13 protein-coding genes are annotated in these 17,832 nt (G+C 26.7%); 12 read left to right on the top strand and 1 reads right to left on the bottom strand.

The window, feature by feature from the left end:
* Positions 1–5 precede the first annotated feature (5 nt).
* From rfbC to GFV01_RS02495, 7 genes are all read left to right on the top strand, one after another.
* The gene (rfbC, locus tag GFV01_RS02525; RefSeq protein WP_160564586.1) at positions 6–560 is read left to right on the top strand and encodes a dTDP-4-dehydrorhamnose 3,5-epimerase; all 555 of its coding nucleotides are present in this window, start codon (positions 6–8) and stop codon (positions 558–560) included.
* Between the two features lie 3 nt (positions 561–563).
* The gene (gene rfbD, locus GFV01_RS02520) at positions 564–1,418 is read left to right on the top strand and encodes a dTDP-4-dehydrorhamnose reductase (RefSeq protein ID WP_160564584.1); all 855 of its coding nucleotides are present in this window, start codon (positions 564–566) and stop codon (positions 1,416–1,418) included.
* Positions 1,419–2,053: 635 nt separating this feature from the next.
* Entirely contained in the window at positions 2,054–3,193 is a 1,140-nt protein-coding gene (locus GFV01_RS02515) for a glycosyltransferase family 4 protein (protein WP_160556972.1), read from the top strand.
* On the top strand, positions 3,190–4,188 hold the full coding sequence (locus tag GFV01_RS02510) for a glycosyltransferase family 2 protein (RefSeq protein WP_160564582.1): 999 nt from the start codon (positions 3,190–3,192) through the stop codon (positions 4,186–4,188). The genes GFV01_RS02515 and GFV01_RS02510 overlap by 4 nt, the downstream gene beginning before the upstream one ends.
* A 9-nt stretch (positions 4,189–4,197) precedes the next feature.
* Positions 4,198–5,259: a glycosyltransferase family 4 protein gene (locus GFV01_RS02505; RefSeq protein WP_160564580.1), complete on the top strand. Its 1,062-nt coding sequence runs from the start codon at positions 4,198–4,200 to the stop codon at positions 5,257–5,259.
* Entirely contained in the window at positions 5,252–6,319 is a 1,068-nt protein-coding gene (locus GFV01_RS02500; protein WP_160556975.1) for a hypothetical protein, read from the top strand. The genes GFV01_RS02505 and GFV01_RS02500 overlap by 8 nt, the downstream gene beginning before the upstream one ends.
* Positions 6,294–7,574, top strand: a complete 1,281-nt coding sequence (locus GFV01_RS02495; RefSeq protein ID WP_370513720.1) for an O-antigen ligase family protein — start codon at positions 6,294–6,296, stop codon at positions 7,572–7,574. Before GFV01_RS02500 ends, GFV01_RS02495 begins: the two co-directional genes overlap by 26 nt.
* Here the strand turns inward: GFV01_RS02495 and GFV01_RS02490 are convergent.
* A complete protein-coding gene (locus GFV01_RS02490) occupies positions 7,516–8,619 on the bottom strand; it encodes a glycosyltransferase (protein WP_185150311.1) in 1,104 nt (367 codons plus the stop codon). The two genes, GFV01_RS02495 and GFV01_RS02490, sit on opposite strands and share 59 nt — an antisense overlap.
* Before the next feature lie 149 nt (positions 8,620–8,768).
* On the opposite strand from GFV01_RS02490, the gene GFV01_RS02485 reads away from it, so the two are divergent.
* The 5 genes from GFV01_RS02485 (at position 8,769) to GFV01_RS02465 (ending at position 17,829) form a co-directional block, all read left to right on the top strand.
* Positions 8,769–10,184, top strand: coding sequence for an exopolysaccharide biosynthesis polyprenyl glycosylphosphotransferase (locus GFV01_RS02485; protein ID WP_160556977.1), 1,416 nt, complete (start codon positions 8,769–8,771; stop codon positions 10,182–10,184).
* A gap of 68 nt (positions 10,185–10,252) precedes the next feature.
* Positions 10,253–10,657, top strand: a complete 405-nt coding sequence (locus GFV01_RS02480) for a hypothetical protein (RefSeq protein WP_160564579.1) — start codon at positions 10,253–10,255, stop codon at positions 10,655–10,657.
* A gap of 206 nt (positions 10,658–10,863) precedes the next feature.
* Positions 10,864–15,171, top strand: coding sequence for a CusA/CzcA family heavy metal efflux RND transporter (locus GFV01_RS02475; protein WP_160564577.1), 4,308 nt, complete (start codon positions 10,864–10,866; stop codon positions 15,169–15,171).
* A 10-nt stretch (positions 15,172–15,181) separates the two neighbouring features.
* A complete protein-coding gene (locus GFV01_RS02470; RefSeq protein WP_160564575.1) occupies positions 15,182–16,324 on the top strand; it encodes an efflux RND transporter periplasmic adaptor subunit in 1,143 nt (380 codons plus the stop codon).
* 248 nt (positions 16,325–16,572) lie between these two features.
* Positions 16,573–17,829 (top strand): putative DNA modification/repair radical SAM protein, encoded by a 1,257-nt coding sequence (locus GFV01_RS02465; protein WP_160556981.1) that lies wholly within the window; start codon positions 16,573–16,575, stop codon positions 17,827–17,829.
* Positions 17,830–17,832: the final 3 nt, after the last annotated feature.

The raw sequence follows: 17,832 nt of genomic DNA, 5'->3' as shown, positions 1-17,832 counted from the left end.
AATAAATGATTGTAACTGAAACCAAACTCAAAGGATGTTATGTTGTTGAACCAAAGGTTTTTGAGGATTCTCGTGGTTATTTTATGGAAACGTATAATTTTAAACAATTTGAAAAACAATTAGGTTATAAACCTAATTTTGTTCAAGATAACGTTTCAATGTCTTCTTATGGGGTTATAAGAGGTTTACATCAACAACTACCTCCATATACCCAAGCTAAACTGGTATACGTTTTACAAGGGAAAGTAATCGATGTGGCAGTGGATACACGAAAAAATTCTCCAACTTTCGGGCAATATGTTTCTGTTGAATTATCTTCAAAAAATAAAAAACAATTATTTATTCCCAAAGGATTCTTACATGGTTTTTCTGTTTTATCAGAAACAGTATTATTTGCATATAAATGTGAAGGATATTATAATAAAAAAAACGAAATTAATGTTAATCCCTTGGATAAAGATTTAAACATCGATTGGGGAATTGAGAACGGAAAAGAAATTCTTTCTAATAAAGATTTAAATGGTATTTCATTTAAAGATTTTAAACCAATTGAAATATAAATTATGAAAAAAATTTTAATTACTGGAGGGGATGGGCAATTAGGGAGATCGTTAAAGCAACGAATAAAAGATAAACCTCTTGTTAATTATAGTTTTGTTTTTACAGATATTCAGGAATTGGATGTGTTGGATGAAATGTTTGTAAAAACATATTTTTTTTCAAATAGATTTGATTATGTCATTAATTGTGCGGCCTACACGGCGGTCGATAAAGCAGAATCGGATATTGAGATGGCCGAAAAATTAAATGCTGATGCAGTAAAATATTTGGCTAGAGCTAGTGCATCGCAAAAAGCAACTTTTATACATATTTCTACTGATTATGTATTTTCAGGAGAAGAATCTACACCACGCAAAGAAGATGATCCGGTAGCTCCATTAGGTATATATGGTCAAACAAAATTGAATGGTGAAGTGTTTGCACAATATTATAATCCTAAAACATATATAATTAGAACGGCATGGTTATATTCTCCCTTTGGGAATAATTTTGTGAAAACCATGTTAAAATTATTTAAAGAAAAAGAAGAAATAAATGTCATTAACGATCAAATAGGATCTCCTACGAATGCATTTGATTTAGCAGATGCTATCTTAACTATTATACAAAATGATATAGGAGCTTATGGTATTTATAATTACTCTAATGAAGGAGAATGTTCATGGTATCAATTCAGTGAAGAGATAAAAAAAATAAATAAATCTAAAATAAAAATCAATCCTATACTAACTTCGGATTATCTAACTCCAGCAAAACGTCCTAGATACAGTTTATTAGATAAAACTAAAATTAAAAATACATTTGGTATTTCCATTCCTGATTGGAAAGATAGTTTAAAAGGGATGTTTATTCATTAATTTATATTATTATTTGATCGCTCATTTTATTTAATTTATTATTTGAAATTTATGTTATTTATTTCATTTAATAAATTATAATTTAATTTTTCTTAGAAAAGAATATTATATAGGGTTAAATATAAAATTTACCAAAAAATTATCTTATCATATAATATATAAGGAGTAATTTTAGTAAATAAAATAATTATAATTGTTGTTTAATTTATCCTAAATGAATATTTTTGCGTATTATGTCGATTCATAAAATATTTAAAAATATAAAGCAATGAACAATATAAATTTGATTTTAATTAATCCTAAATTAGAAATTGATCATAAAGATAGAGTTACAAATTTTGTTACTATTTTTAATATCTAACTTTTGGCAAATATAAATATTAATTATATTAGTTTTGATTAACAAAATCTGTTAAAATGATGATTTTTTAGGTTATTTTTTATATAATTATAATAAATTTAAGAGACGATCACCTTAATTACTAAAAAATAACATGAAAATTATTATAAAAATACTTACTTCATTAGTTGATAATTTTTTTTATTTGAATTTATGGTATAAAATATTTATTGATATTGAGATTATTTTAATTCTTTAAAAAATTATTTTTTATGTTTTTAAAAGTATTATAGAAATGAATATTAATAATTTAACATTAATTTTTTATAATCTGGAAAAGGAACATTTGGGGAAAGATGTATTTCTGGTACCTTATTATTTAGGGAAAAAATTAAAATGCAAAACAACAATAGTTTATCAAAATAAATTAACAAATAGATTCTTTAAAGATAAATTTAGAAATATCAATTTAATTCCGCTTAAAAATATTTTCTTACTAAAAGGTTTAGAAAAAATCTCTTTTTTTATATCATCTTTGTTTTATGTGATTTTTAAAGGAAAAAAAATTGATTTATTGATGACTTTTCATTTTCGTACAACAAGTGCCATTTTGTGTATGTTATATAAACTTGTTAATCCAAATGGAAAGTTTTATTTAAAAGTAGATGGTGGAAAAGATATAATAGAAGTAAGAAAAAATGCCTCTTTCATTAAAAATAGGATTTATAATATCTTACTTAAACAAAGTGATTATATTTCTTTGGAAACTGATTTAGCATATCAATTATGGAAAAAGAATTTAAATATACCTGAAAAAATTTTTTTTATTGAAAATGGTTTTGATGAAGAGGAATTAAGTAAGCTGTCATTAAAAATTAGGTCTTTTAAAGAGAAAGAGAATATATTTATAACAGTTGGGCGATTAGGAGCATTTGAAAAAAACTCACAAATGTTTTTAAATGCTATTGATAAATTGTCTAATGTAAATAATTGGTTATTTTATTTTATAGGGCCTTACGATGATGATTTTAAAAAAGAGATAAAACAATTTTTTGCTATTAACACTCATTTAAAAGAAAAAGTAATTTTTACAGGTCCTATTTATGATAAGAGTGTTTTATGGGAATATTATAATCGGGCTAAAGTTTTTGTGCTAACTTCCAGAAGTGAAGGCTATCCAATAGTTTTTTCTGAAGCTTATAGATTTCAAAATTATATAATAACAACACGAATTGGTGGTGCGGAAGATATTCTTCTTAAAAATAATAATTTTGGAAAAATAATTGATCAAGATAATAGTGAGCAATTAAAATCCGTTATAGAAAAAATAATTTCTGATAATAATTATTTTATTCAATATCATAATAGCAATTACACAGATAATTCTTGGAATAAGCATTTAAGTTCTTTAACAAAAAATATTAGATTAAGTTGATATATAAGATTTCTATAGTAAATCATAATAGATATTCAGATACATTGGAATGTTTGGAGTCTATACTTAAATCAACTGAACAAAATTTTCAGTTGTTCGTTGTGGATAATTCTACTAGAGAAAAGGATTATGAAATGTTTAAAAAATGGAGTTTAAACGTTCCTTTGAATTTAAGTACAAAATTTCCAGATCTTGTTTATCCAATTTCTCATAAAAATAATAATGATATATTATTTATTAATGAAGAAGAAATTGAAATAAAGAAAGTAATTGAACAAAAAATTGTATTTATAAAAGCAAAAGAAAATAAAGGATTCTCAGCGGCAAATAATATAGTTTTAAAGTTTCTTAAAAAGCAGGATAAATATGACTATATTTGGATTCTAAATAATGATACGGTAATTCCTACTGATTTTTTACGCAATATCTCTATTAAAATGAGTAAAGAAAAAAATAATGTTGGATTAGTTGGTAATTCATTATGTTATTATGATTTTCCTAAAAAATTACAGTGTGTTGGTAATAAATTTAATCCTTGGCTAGCTCATACTTTTCCTTTATATGAAAATAAGCAATTTTCTGATATCTCAAAATCTGATATAAATAATCTAATACCAATTGGTGCTTCTATGTTTATAAAAAAAGAATGTTTTAAAGATGTAGGTTTTTTAGATGAAGATTATTTTTTATATTTTGAAGAATGGGATTATGCAAGCAGAGCAAAGAAGAGAAAGTGGAAATCGCTAATCATAACAAAATTTCATATTTATCATAAACATGGAACAACTATAAACTGTGGAAAAGATGGAAAACAAAGAAAAACTTTATTCGCAGATTATTATTTTTTAAAAAATAAAATATTATTTGCTAAGAAAAATTTAAAATTTTATAACTTGCCGACAATATATTTAAGTTTTATACCTATTATAATAAATAGGATAAAGCGTAGGCAATGGGATAGGTTAGCTTTGATACTTAAGATAATATTGAGATAAATTTAAAAAATGAAAAATAAGATAATGATTTTATCTTTTGGGAGAACAGGGAGTTTACCGTTATATTCAGATAGCATAGTTTTACATTTTCCTAAAGAATCTTATGATTATTATAAATCTAAATATTTGATTGGTGGAATTACAATACCTAACCAAAAAACTGTAAAAACATTTAATTCTACTATTTCATTTATAATTAATACTTTATTTTTTCTTCCCTATTATATTGCAATACATTTACCCAAAATTATAAAAAATTATAAAAAGTTATATTTACCTTATTTTCATTTATGGAATTTTCCTTTTATTCTTTTATTTAGGATATTAGGACGAGATGTAATAATGACCGTACATGATGGAATTTTACATAAGGGTGAAAATGGTTGTTTTATACAATGGTATTCTAATTTAAATATTAAATTTAGTACCAAAATAATTTATCTAACTAATTACGTCAAATCAAATGTGGAAAATTCCTTAAAAATAATAAAACCTAGCATTGTTGTACCTCATGGTTTAATTGAAAATAAATTTATAATAAATTCCCCTTTTAAAGTTAATCGTGGAAAAAAAATACTTTTTCTAGGTAGAATTAGTCCATATAAAGGAGTGGAACTTCTCTCTGAAGTTATTGAAGAAATTGCAGGGAGCATAGATGAATGTATAATTGCCGGAAAAAGTATTTATGATTCAAAAATCAAAAAATCAAATAAATTAAAAATTCAAGATAAATATCTTTCAGATTTAGAAATTGGAAAACTTTTAAATTGGGCTGATATTTTAGTTTTACCATATCTAGAAGCTACTCAATCTGGAGTTATAACGTTAGGTATAAATTCAGAGTTACCTATGGTATGTACCAATGTTGGAGGTTTTCATGAACAATTAAATGATGATGAATGTATTTGGGTTGAACCCAATAAGGAATCTTTAAAAGAAGGTTTATCAGGTTTAATACATGACCAAGATAAAAGAAATTATCTAGCTAAAAAAATGCATAAAAAGAAAGAATCACTTAGTTGGGAAAATATTTCTTTACAAATATTTAAATTTTTAAATAATAATGAATAACTTAGTAATAACTAAAAGTCAATTTGTTTTTTATAGTTTAGCTTTTTTAGGGTGTATTTTAGCAATTTGTAGTAGCTTTATATTACCTAAGAAATATTTTTCAGATGCATTGACAATTATCAATAATACGTGGAATTTAAGTGGTATAATAGGTAGTTATAATTTTTCGATTGCATTTTACACTTATACAGGTGTTCGATGGTTACCTTTTCCAGTAGTTGCTATATTACAGTATCCTATTCTTATTTATATATTAGTTAAAATGGGAATTCCTTCCAATTTTGATAAAATAAGAGTAAATAACTGTCTTATGTATTTTGCCTTTTTCCTTTTAGGAATATATATATCTATGCAAACTAAAGAATTTATTACATTTTTATTCTGTACTTTACTTGTTGTAATATGTAAAAAGAAAAATCATATTATAAGAAATAGAATAATAGTTTGCATACTCCTTATAATTTTTGCTATAGTATTTAGAAATTATTATTTTCTAGTATTAATCATAACGTTGTTATTTAGTGTTTTGCATCTAATACGTATAACGAACAATGTATATATACTGTTTATATATGGTTTATTATTAATAATCCTTATTAGTTTGGCATATGGATATGTAAAAGGAGACTACATGTCTGACCAAACAAGGACAGAATTAAATCAAGTACGTTTAGATGATCCAAAAATTAGAGAAGAAGCGAAATCGGTCATAATATCTCCTGTTTCCACTGATACGTGGTATGGAGAAGCAGTATCAATATTATATGGGTTTATGGTAGTAAATATACCATTTAACTCCATTTTTTCTTTAGCGCCACAAGTTGTAGTTTTTGCAATATGGCAGATATTTTTATTTGGTTGTTTATCCTTGAGGTTTAAAAAAAGATTGAAATTAAAAAAGAGTGATAACATTAGGTGGATTTATTATATCGTGTTTTCTTTTTTCATAGTTCAAGGTTTGTTTGAACCAGATTTAGGGTCTTCTATAAGACATAAAGCTGGAATTTTCCCTCTTATTTATTTTATTTTATTTGATGATGTTTACAAATCAAAAGCTTGAAAAAATAAATTTTATATTTATTTTATTAATATTAAGTAGTATTATATTTAGATCAGTATGTTCAATTTTGATTTTAATTTATTTTTTATTCTTAGTATTTAGTTTTTTTAAATTAAAATATAAAATTAAATTTCATTATTTGATAATATTGATATCTATTCCATTTTTAATTGAAATATTATTTTTTTGGAATAATGATAGTTTTTATTATGGCATAAAATCATTAGAAAAAAAAATGATATATTTATTTTTTCCTTTTTTTACTCTAACTTCCCCATTTAAAATAGAAATATTTAGAATAATTAATTATTGGACAAAAATTATGTGTTTAACACTAATTTTTTTCTCAGTAAGATATATTGTACTATTTAGGGAAAATATTGTAAAATATTTAAATGGAATAGATGTGTGGGATATGGGGTATAGTTTTTCAAGGAGTATTGATAATAATCACGCACCTGCACTTAATCTAATTGTTTCATTTTGCTGTATTTGTGCATTATATACTTATTATAATAATATACATAAAAATCGTTTAATCCGTATATTTAATTTCATTATATATATAATTTTATTGAATTTAGTTTTTATTATAAATACGAGAATAGCGGTATGTTGTGCGATATTAGGAACTATTTATTTAACTTTACATAAATATAAATCCATTTTTACATTAAAAAAAACTGTTTTAATAACAGCTTTATTAGCGATTTTTATATTTCTTTTTATAAATTTTTTTCCATATATAATAAAAAAATATACTACAGTTTCTTTTAATAATCTGGATAAAGTGGGAAAGCTAGATGAATTTAAAGATCCCGAAAGTGAGATTTATAATTCAATGGTTACAAGATTGACTATTTGGAAATCCACAATAGACCTATCCAAAAGAAACTTATGGATAGGTGTAGGTGCATCTGATGGAAAAAGAAAATTATTTGAATATTATCGTGAAACTAATCAAAAATTTTTATTTAAGTATAAATTTCCTGTTCATAATCAATATTTAGACTATTTATTAAGATTTGGAATAGTGGGGTTAATCTTATTAATTATATTTATGCTCATACCTTTTTATATAGGATGTAAATTGCACAATTCTTTAATAATTTATTTTTCATTATTTTTCATAATATCAAATATGACTGATGACTTTTTAATTCGTTTTGACGGTATAGTTTTTAGCTGTATTTTTTTTAGTTTATTTGGTTATTTTTATTTAAACAGTCTAAGTAAATATTCTTCAAATTATTAAAGTTTTTATTTAAGTTGAATACTTCTTTACAGCGAGTAAGTCCATTTTTACCCATTTCTTCTCGAATATCTCTATCTTTTAAAATTTCAACATATTGTTGGATATCGTTTTCATCATGAAATAAGAATCCAGTTTTTCCATGAACTACAATATCCTTATTTCCCATAATATTAGTAGCAAGAACTGGTTTTTGAAAAGTCATTGCTTCAAGAGGCGCTATAGGTAGACCTTCCCATAGAGATGTTTGTATATAAATATCTAATTGATTTAAATAATAAAATATATTTTCACGATTTAACCAACCGGTTATAGTTATATTTTGAGAAGTAATAGCATCTCGTAATTCACCGTCTCCGATCCATAAAAAATCTATGTCGAGGTTATTTTGGGCAATATTATTAAATAACCAGGGATTTTTAATATGTGATATTCTTCCAATGATACCTATAACTAATCGTTTATTATTAATTTGTTCGGGTTTAAATTTATCTGATATAGTTTCAATGTTAATGCCATTTCTCACCAATAATGTTTTTCCGAATTTTTTTCCATATTCAAATTCACTATCTCCACATGCAATTGTTGTTCCCCCAAAAAATTTGGATGTATACTTTTCTATGTAATAATAAAATTCTTTTTTTAGATAAGAAATATCTTTACGTAAAAAGGAATAAGCATGAGGAGTATAAAATACAACTGCTTTTTTGTAAAATAAAGATACAAATCTGCCAATTACTCCTGCCTTAGATGAATGAAGGTGTATAATGTCAGGTTTTAATGATTTACATATATTTAATAATTCATATATACTTTTAAAATCTTTTAAAGAAATTTCTTTATTAATATCTAATTCAATTAATGAAACCCCGTTAGATAATTCCTTTTTAATATCTATATTAGCAACTTCACGACGTTTTCCACAATATGCAATAGTAGTATCAAATAAGTTAGATTGTTTGCCAAAAAAAATCGTTAAGTCTTTGATATAAGTATAAATACCTCCACCAAGAGCTTCAACAACATGTAAAACTTTTATTTTATCCATAATTTTGAGAAATTAATAATTTTTATGTAAATATTATGTTCATATTAAAACAGACTAAAATACTAAAATAAAAAATATTTATTTAAGAAAATTTAACTATTTTTATCAAATATTAGTTTATTTTTTATTTTTTATAAATTTAATAATGTATGAAATATACTCAATATTCAAAGAATAGTTTTATTCTTCAACTATTACTTGATTTAGTTTTAATTATTATCTTATTTTTTCATTTTTTAAAAATCCAATATCACAATTTAGATATTTACTTTGTACATGTAAAAGATTTATTCCATTCCCATTATAAAGCTCTGATAATCTTATTGATGAGTTGGTATTTTATTTCATTAAAAACTCGATTATATGTCGTAGATAGAGTAACTAATATTATATCAATTTTTAAAAATAATTTTTATCAAATAATATTATTCAGCATAATAGTATTCTCTGTATCGGGATTAAAAAAAGATGATTTATTTTCAAATAAAGTAACAATTTCTTTTTTAATTTCTCTGTTTATATTAACCTTTATAATTAGAGCTTTTCTATTTTTATTTTTGAAAATTTATAGAAGTTTAGGTGGAAATTACATAAGGGCCATTTTTATAGATGAGAATAAAAACACTCATTCTTTTATTAATTTTCTATCTAGAAGAAAAGATTATGGATACATAAATTGTGGTACTTTTTTATCAAGTGTAAATGATAATAAAAAAAAGAATTTGTATCAATTTGATTTATCTAGGTTAAAATATTATATAGTTGAAGAGAAAATCCAAATTATATTTTTTTCATTAAATGGAAAACTTTCAAACAAAGTACATGATGAACTGATAATTTTAGCACAAAAACTTCATGTTGAAATTAGATTTATTCCAAGCACAGTGTATGATTCATTTTATAGTTTAAATTTAGAATATTATGATACATTTCCAATACTGTTATTTAAAAAATTTCCTTTAGATGATTTTTGGAATCAATTTATAAAAAGGCTATTTGATATTCTATTTTCATTGTTTGTTATAATTTTTATTTTAAGTTGGCTATATCCGCTTATTGCAATAGCAATTTTACTAGAATCTGGCAAACCTGTAATCTATGCTCAAAAAAGAGTGGGATTAGGAGGGAATATATTTTATTGCTATAAATTCAGAACGATGAAAAACAGTAAAGATAATGACATTAAAGCCACTGTAAAAGGTGATTCAAGAGTGACTAAATTAGGTCGTATATTGCGTAAGTCAAGTTTGGATGAAATGCCTCAGTTTTTCAATGTGTTAAAAGGAAATATGTCTGTTGTAGGGCCTAGGCCACATATGGTTCTTCAAGATAATTATTATAATGATCTATTAATAAAATATAGCCTAAGACATTATGTTAAACCTGGTATTACCGGATTAGCTCAAGTAAAAGGTTTCAGAGGAGAAATAAATTCCAGAGAAGATATGCAAAAAAGAATAATTGCAGACATTTATTATGTTAGAAAATGGTCTTTCCTATTAGATATGGTCATAATTTTAGGTACCGTATTTAAAACGGTTGGAGGAGATAAGAAAGCAATTTAGAGTTATTGTTATAAAATAATATATAAAACATTTAATTTATTTTAATAAAATATATATTTTTGTAATGTTTGAAAATAATAAGTAAAATATTCATATTTTTTGCTACGTTACTAATTGTAGCACATTCCTTTGTTCCTCATCAACACAAGGTTAAATTTGAAATTGTTCTTCACGAATGTTTTTTATCTGAGGCTAAAAATAATCATTCTGTAAACTTATTCGAGAAACTCGAAGATATAATCAAACATATAAATTTAGGAGAAAAAAATTTAGACGATTTTAAATTATCTATCTCTAATTATGAATTTTCTCAACAACTCATTTATATTATACCGGAATCTTTTTTGGGGCATAATTTTATATTATTAAATTCTTCGAATAAAGATTCAAATTTCTACTATGCATATACAAAAACCACTTCTGAAAAATTTTTAGGAAGAGGTTTGAGAGCTCCCCCATTAGTAAATCCCTAAAATTCCAACTGATTTTAAGTTTTCGGAGATAATAAATATATTATTGATTCTTATTCTCCGTAACTAAAGTTTCTATTCAAAAAATTAAGTAACAGTTAATTTTTACATAAAAAATAATATTGATGTATTACAACTCATTATTTAAACTATTGTTTAAATAATGAGAATAATGATCCATTTCAATTCATAATTCAAACAATTTAATCATGTTTCAAACCATAATTGATTTATCAATAAAATATAAATTATTGGTTGCTTTAGGAGTAGTAGCATTAATGGTATGGGGTCTTTATTCTCTTAAACATATACCCATAGATGCTACCCCTGACATAACCAATAATCAAGTGCAGGTAGTAACTACCTCACCTACCTTAGCTCCACAAGAAGTGGAACAATTATTAACCATACCCCTTGAATCAGAATTAAGAAATATTCCCGGAGCTATAGAAGTACGATCTATTTCAAGATTTGGTTTATCCATAATTACCGTTGTATTTAAAGAAGACATTCCCATAATACAAGCCAGACAGCTGGTTAAAGAACAAATAGATATCGCTATAAGTGAAATTCCCGATGGAATAGGAGAACCGCAATTAATGCCTATTACTACAGGATTAGGAGAAATTTGCCAATATATAATTAAAGTTAATCCCGGATATGAATCTACTTATAATCTTGAAGAGTTAAGGACCATTCAAGAGTGGATTATTAAAAAGCAACTCAACGGAATCGAAGGAATAATAGAAATCTCAAGTTTTGGAGGAAAAGTAAAAGAATATGAAGTAGCTATAGATCCTATCTTATTACAAAGTTACAATATCACTTTAGAAGAAGTTAATAATGCACTAGAGAAAAATAATCAAAATTCCGGATCCGGTTACATTCAACAAAAGCATAATTTGTTCTACATACGAACAGAAGGGAGACTAAAAAATTTTCAAGATATTGAAAATACGGTTATAACAGTAAAAGATCAAGTACCCATTAAAATTTCAGATATAGCGATAGTAAAATATGCTTTTGCCCAAAGATTTGGAGCCATGACAATGGATGGAAAGGGAGAAGTGGTTGGAGGAATCACGTTGATGTTAAAAGGAGAAAACTCTTATAAAACAGTTAATAAGGTAAAAGAAAGAATCAATCAAATTAAAAAAACATTACCCGAAGGCTTAGATATTTATATTTATTTAGATAGAGCAAATCTTATAGAAAAGACTATTTCAACCGTTAAAAAAAATTTACTAGAAGGTGGAATAATAGTAATGTTAGTTGTAATTATCTTAATAGGCGATATAAGAGCGGGGCTAATTGTAGCATCCATTATTCCACTTTCATTATTATTTGCTCTGATACTGATGAATTTATTCGGAGTTTCAGTAAATTTACTTTCCTTAGGAGCTATAGATTTTGGAATAGTTGTAGACGGGGCAATTATAATTATAGAATCGGTCATTTCAGTTTTACATGCAAACTATTTAGGAAAAAAGCTTACTCAAAAAGAATTAGATGGCGTAGTATCTAAAACTGCGGGAGAAATATATAAATCAGCAGCTTTCGGAATCCTTATTATCATTTTAGTGTTTATTCCCATTATGACTTTACAGGGAATAGAGGGTAAAATGTTTAGGCCCATGGCCTTCACTGTTAGTTTTGCTATAATTGGAGCTTTTATATTATCATTAACCTATGTGCCTGTATTGTCAACATTTGTCCTTAAAAAAAATATTGAAAACAAAGTAACCTTCGCAGATAAAATCATGAATAAATTAAAATCAATTTATTTGCCTGTTTTAGAAAAAGTGTTGCAAATACCCTATATTCTTATAGGTAGCATTTTTGTAATCTGGCTTTTTTTTCTCTTTGTTTTTTCCAATATGGGAGCCGAATTTGTTCCCACCTTACAAGAAGGAAATATAGCGATGCAAATGAGCATACAGCCCGGAAGTTCATTAGAAGAGAGTATACGCACTACTTCAAAAGTTGAAAAGATAATTAAAGACAATTTTCCGGAGGTAGTACATGTAATTTCAAAAATAGGAACTGCTGAAATACCAACGGATCCAATGGGTATAGAAGATTCAGATATCATGATTGTTTTGAAAGAAAAAAATCAGTGGGTTTCAGCCAAAACACAAGATGAATTAGTGGAAAAAATAAAAGAAAAGCTGTCGACAATATTAGGAGCTTCTTTTGAATTTTCTCAACCAATACAATTAAGATTTAATGAGCTTATGACAGGAGCAAAATCAGACATAGTAATTAAAATTTATGGCGAGAATGCAAGAGAATTAAAAAAGTTGGCAGATCAAACGGCTCAGATTATAAATAAAATAGAAGGAGCAGCCGATGTAAAAGTAGAACAAACCGAAGGACTAAAACAAATGAAAATAAGTTATAATAGAAATAAATTAGCACAATATGGATTGGATATAACTACCTTAAATGAAGTTATCCGATCTTGGATAGCAGGAGTAAAATCAGGGGTTATAATGGAAGGAGAACGGCGTTTTGATTTAGTAATGCGACTGGATGAAAAATATAGAAGAGATTTAAATTTAGATCAATTACCAATACGTACGGCTACCCAAAATTTAATTCCCGTTTCCGAAGTGGCAACCGTGAATTATGAATCCGGACCAATGATGATTTCAAGGGAACAAGCACAAAGAAAAATTAATATTGGAGTAAATGTGCGTAATTCCGATATAAATTCCCTGGTACAAAAAATTCAATCAGGATTAGAAGAAAACATCAAATTACCACCGGGATATTCAATTGAATATGGTGGAGCATTTAAAAATTTACAAGAAGCAACTTCGAGACTGAGCATTGCTATTCCCATAGCTTTAGTAATCATACTTATATTATTGTATACAACCTTTAAAAGCTTAAAAGATGCAATATTAATTTTTACATCCGTACCCCTGGCTTCCATAGGAGGAATTATAGCTTTATGGATACGTGAATTGCCGTTCAGCATTTCAGCAGGAATAGGTTTTATCGCCCTTTTTGGAGTTGCTGTCTTAAATGGAATCGTGTTAGTAAGTGAATTAAATAGACTGAAAAATTCGGGCAACTATATTTCTCTCAAAGAAATAATTAAAAAAGGAGGACTAAACCGTCTGCGTCCGGTGGTAATAACGGCAATGGTTGCAACCTTAGGCTTTATTCCAATGGCTATGTCAACATCAAACGGAGCAGAGGTACAGAGACCTTTGGCTACTGTAGTTATTGGAGGACTGGTTACCTCAACTTTATTAACCTTACTCGTTATTCCGGCTTTATATTATGTTTTTGAAAATAAAAATTTTCAAAAGAATATAAATGTAAAAAAGATGCTAATCATACTAATTTTTTTAGGCAGTATAGGCTCAGTGAGTGCTCAAAAAAAAGTTTCTCTTTCCTACCTTGTAGAAAGAGCTTATAAAGAAAATAGAGAGCTTAAATCCAGTCAATTGCAAATTCAGAAAGAAAAGATTGAAAAAAAATATGCCTATACAGTCAATTCTACTTCAATGACTATCGGTTTTGGACAATTTAACAATAAAGATGCTGATTATCAATGGGAAGTGTCACAAGATTTAGGAAATCTATTTTCACAAACTAAAAAAAAGAGCCTCATTGATAGCCGGTTAGAATGGTTAACGGCTAAATCTAACTTACAAAAACATATAATAACCTATCAATTAGAACAATTATATAATAAATGGATTTATATCTTAGAAAAGAATAATTTATTTACCCGAATAGATTCTATATATAGAGAAGGATTAAAGAAAGCTGAATTAAAAAATGTAAAAGGAGAGACGGATTATATGGAAAAACAATTTTTTAAGGTAGAATTAGAACAAGTAATTCAGCAAAAAACTATAAATGAGCAAGAAAATATGGAAGTTGAAAATAAGATATATTCATTATGTGGAATAAGTGCTGATGAAAATATAGTACCTCTTGAATCATTTAAAAAATTAGAAAAAAATCCCTTGACGGATAGTTTGAATAATCTATACTTGGATGAATTAGATAAAGAGCTGAATATTAATAACAAAACATTGATTCTGGAAAAAGCCAAAAAATTACCTGAATTTTCAATTGGCGGATTAATGCAAAGCATTGAACGCAAAACCAGTTATTTTGCGGGTGTGGTTAATATAAGCATTCCCTTATTTAACAATGTTTATAAAAAAATTAAAGAACAGACTCTTCTTGAAAATAACAATGTTGAATTTAAAAAAAAGGAGATAACACGAAATTTAAATTTAAGAATCAGGCAATTAAAAAAGCAGCAAAAATATTTAGATAAGGAATTAAGCATATTTGGAACTTCACATTCAGAAGAACTACAAAAAATGATAAAAATAGCGACGATTAAATACCAATACGGAGAAATAGACTATTTGCAATATTGCAGTATATTAAAATCTTCTATAGATGCTCAAACCACCTATTTAGATTTATTGAACAACTACAATCAAACCTTAATTGAGCTAAACTATTTAACACAATCCAATTAATTTATCCATCATGAAAACAATAACTCATATAATCCTACTTTTTATTTCAATATTGCTTGTTTATTCCTGTTCATCCAAAAATAAAGAAAACTCTATCGAAAAAGAATCCCGTGTACATTCAGAAATTACCTTGAGCGAAGAACAGATTAAAACCAATGATATAAAATTCGGTACTGCAGAATTACGTCCCATTGAATCCAAAATTATGGTTACCGGCGTAATACATGCCTTACCTCAAAATAAGGCATCTATACATAGTAAAGTAGATGGATTTATTGGAAAAATAAACTTCATAACCGGAGATTTCGTTCGTAAGGGGCAAGAATTGGCAACGGTAAATAATCCTTCATTCATCTCTTTACAAAAACAATTTCTAGAAAGTTATTATACAATGAACTTGGCATATAAGGATTATCAGCGAAAAAATGCCCTATTAGAAAGTGATGCAATTAGCAGAAAATCGTATGAACAATCTTTAGCAACATATCAAGTTTCAACTGCAGAATATGAAAGTCTGAAATCTGAATTACAATTACTGGGATTTTCTCCTGCCACTATAATTAAAAAAGGAAAAATTAATCCGGAATTAAAAATTATAAGTCCTTTAAGCGGATTTATTCAAGCAAAGGAAATTTCTCCAGGTAAACAAATAACTACCACAGAAGAATTATTCTTAATAATAAATCAGGAAAAACTACATGTTGAATTAAATGTTCCCGCAAAATATGCTTCAACCCTCTTTGTAGGACAAAAAATTGAATTCACATTGCCGGAAATTAAAGATACCTTACAAGGAACTATTCACATCATAGGAAAAGTAACAAGTACCGAAAACAACACCATACAGGTTCATGCAGATATTCAAACAAAATTGCCTGACACAAATTTCTATGAAAATCGATTTGTAAATGCATATATAATTAATAAAAGTAAAGAAGTGCTAACTGTACCTAAAGAGGCTGTATTTGAAGAAGAAGGTAAAAATTATGTATTTATTAGAAAAAATAAACAAATAGAACAAAAAGAAATACTAATTGGAAATTCAAATAATAATTTTGTGGAGGTGACTAATTTAGATTCTCATCAAGAACTTGTAATTTCAGGAGTTTATTATCTACAATCCGGAGAAATGGAATCCGGACATAATCACTGATTAAAAAATTACTAAACTTATTGAATAAATAATAAAAATCAATCATTTGGTTATGGCAAGTTAATAAACACAACTTGGCATAATTAAATGATCAATAACATCCAATTATGAAAATAGTTTTTTTTAATGGCTAAATTTAAAAAAACTAAATAAAAAATTTATCTTAAGTAGTTGTTAATTAAATATTTAAGTTTCTTTTATGATTTAATATTTCCTTAAAAATAGCAGTATTTGTAATTTTGTTATATATGAATGAACAAATTATCAATAAACTCGCAACTTTAGCAGAATCAGCTAAATATGATGTTTCTTGTTCCTCAAGTGGAGTTGGAAGAAAGAGTAAAGTCGGAGGTATAGGCTCAACTTCATCTTCAGGAATTTGTCATACATTTACTGAAGATGGACGATGTGTTTCCTTATTAAAAATCATGATGACCAATTATTGCATGTACGATTGTGCCTACTGCATTAGTCGTAAAAGCAATGATATAAAAAGAGCTTCGTTTAGCGTTAAGGAATTGGTGGAATTAACCCTTGAATTTTATAAAAGGAATTACATAGAAGGTTTGTTCTTAAGTTCGGGAGTGGTTAAAAGTCCGGATCATACAATGGAAAGAATGGTGCGGGTAATTAAAGAACTCCGAACGGTTCATAAATACAATGGATATATCCATATGAAAAGCATCCCTGGCGCCAGTAAAGAATTAGTTACACAAGCCGGATTATATGCAGACAGGCTCAGCGTAAATATTGAAATACCCACAGAAAAAAATCTCAAATTTTTAGCTCCCGAAAAAGACCATAAAAGTGTCTTTGCACCTATGAAGTACATTCAAAACGGGGTATTAGAATATAAAGAAGAAAAGAAAAAATATAAATCTATTCCTAAATTCACCCCTGCCGGGCAGAGTACACAAATGATTATCGGAGCAACTAATGAAACCGATCAGGATATATTGAAAGTTTCTTCACTTTTATATATGCAATCAAGCATGAGAAGAGTGTATTATTCGGGATTCATACCGGTCAATCCTCATGATAACAGACTTCCTGCTTTACAACAAGCGCCTCTAGTAAGAGAAAATCGATTATATCAGGCGGATTGGTTAATGAGATTTTATCATTTCACGGCTGATGAAATAATTGATGATACAAACCCAAACCTTGATTTGGAAGTAGATCCAAAATTATCCTGGGCTCTTCGACATCCCGAAATGTTTCCTGTTGATGTAAATACAGCAGAATACAGGCAAATAGTACGGGTGCCCGGCATCGGAATTAAATCGGCTAAATTGATTATAGCCTCCCGTAAATTTGGTAAATTAGATAGGTATCAATTAAAAAAAATAGGTGTTATCATAAAAAGAGCCCAATATTTTATTACCTGTAGAGATTCGTCAGGAACAACAATTAATGAAATAAAGCCTGAATTTCTAAAAAAAATACTTGTAAACAAAAAACATACATCCCAAAACACCAATCAAATATCTTTGATTTTCCCTTAAAAA

Source organism: Apibacter sp. B2912 (assembly GCF_009827835.1).
Taxonomy (GTDB): domain Bacteria; phylum Bacteroidota; class Bacteroidia; order Flavobacteriales; family Weeksellaceae; genus Apibacter.
The sequence above is the reverse complement of the archived record's forward strand: the minus strand, read 5'-3'. Positions and strand labels throughout refer to the sequence as shown.

Bases quoted from the DNA above. Each gene is read 5' to 3' on its own strand.
- GFV01_RS02515 (WP_160556972.1), top strand. From the start codon at position 2,054: ATGAATATTAATAATTTAACATTAATTTTTTATAATCTGGAAAAGGAA.
- rfbD (WP_160564584.1), top strand. From the start codon at position 564: ATGAAAAAAATTTTAATTACTGGAGGGGATGGGCAATTAGGGAGATCG.
- GFV01_RS02505 (WP_160564580.1), top strand. From the start codon at position 4,198: ATGAAAAATAAGATAATGATTTTATCTTTTGGGAGAACAGGGAGTTTA.
- GFV01_RS02500 (WP_160556975.1), top strand. From the start codon at position 5,252: ATGAATAACTTAGTAATAACTAAAAGTCAATTTGTTTTTTATAGTTTA.
- GFV01_RS02475 (WP_160564577.1), top strand. From the start codon at position 10,864: ATGTTTCAAACCATAATTGATTTATCAATAAAATATAAATTATTGGTT.
- GFV01_RS02490 (WP_185150311.1), bottom strand. From the start codon at position 8,619: ATGGATAAAATAAAAGTTTTACATGTTGTTGAAGCTCTTGGTGGAGGT.
- GFV01_RS02485 (WP_160556977.1), top strand. From the start codon at position 8,769: ATGAAATATACTCAATATTCAAAGAATAGTTTTATTCTTCAACTATTA.
- rfbC (WP_160564586.1), top strand. From the start codon at position 6: ATGATTGTAACTGAAACCAAACTCAAAGGATGTTATGTTGTTGAACCA.
- GFV01_RS02495 (WP_370513720.1), top strand. From the start codon at position 6,294: ATGATGTTTACAAATCAAAAGCTTGAAAAAATAAATTTTATATTTATT.
- GFV01_RS02470 (WP_160564575.1), top strand. From the start codon at position 15,182: ATGAAAACAATAACTCATATAATCCTACTTTTTATTTCAATATTGCTT.
- GFV01_RS02465 (WP_160556981.1), top strand. From the start codon at position 16,573: ATGAATGAACAAATTATCAATAAACTCGCAACTTTAGCAGAATCAGCT.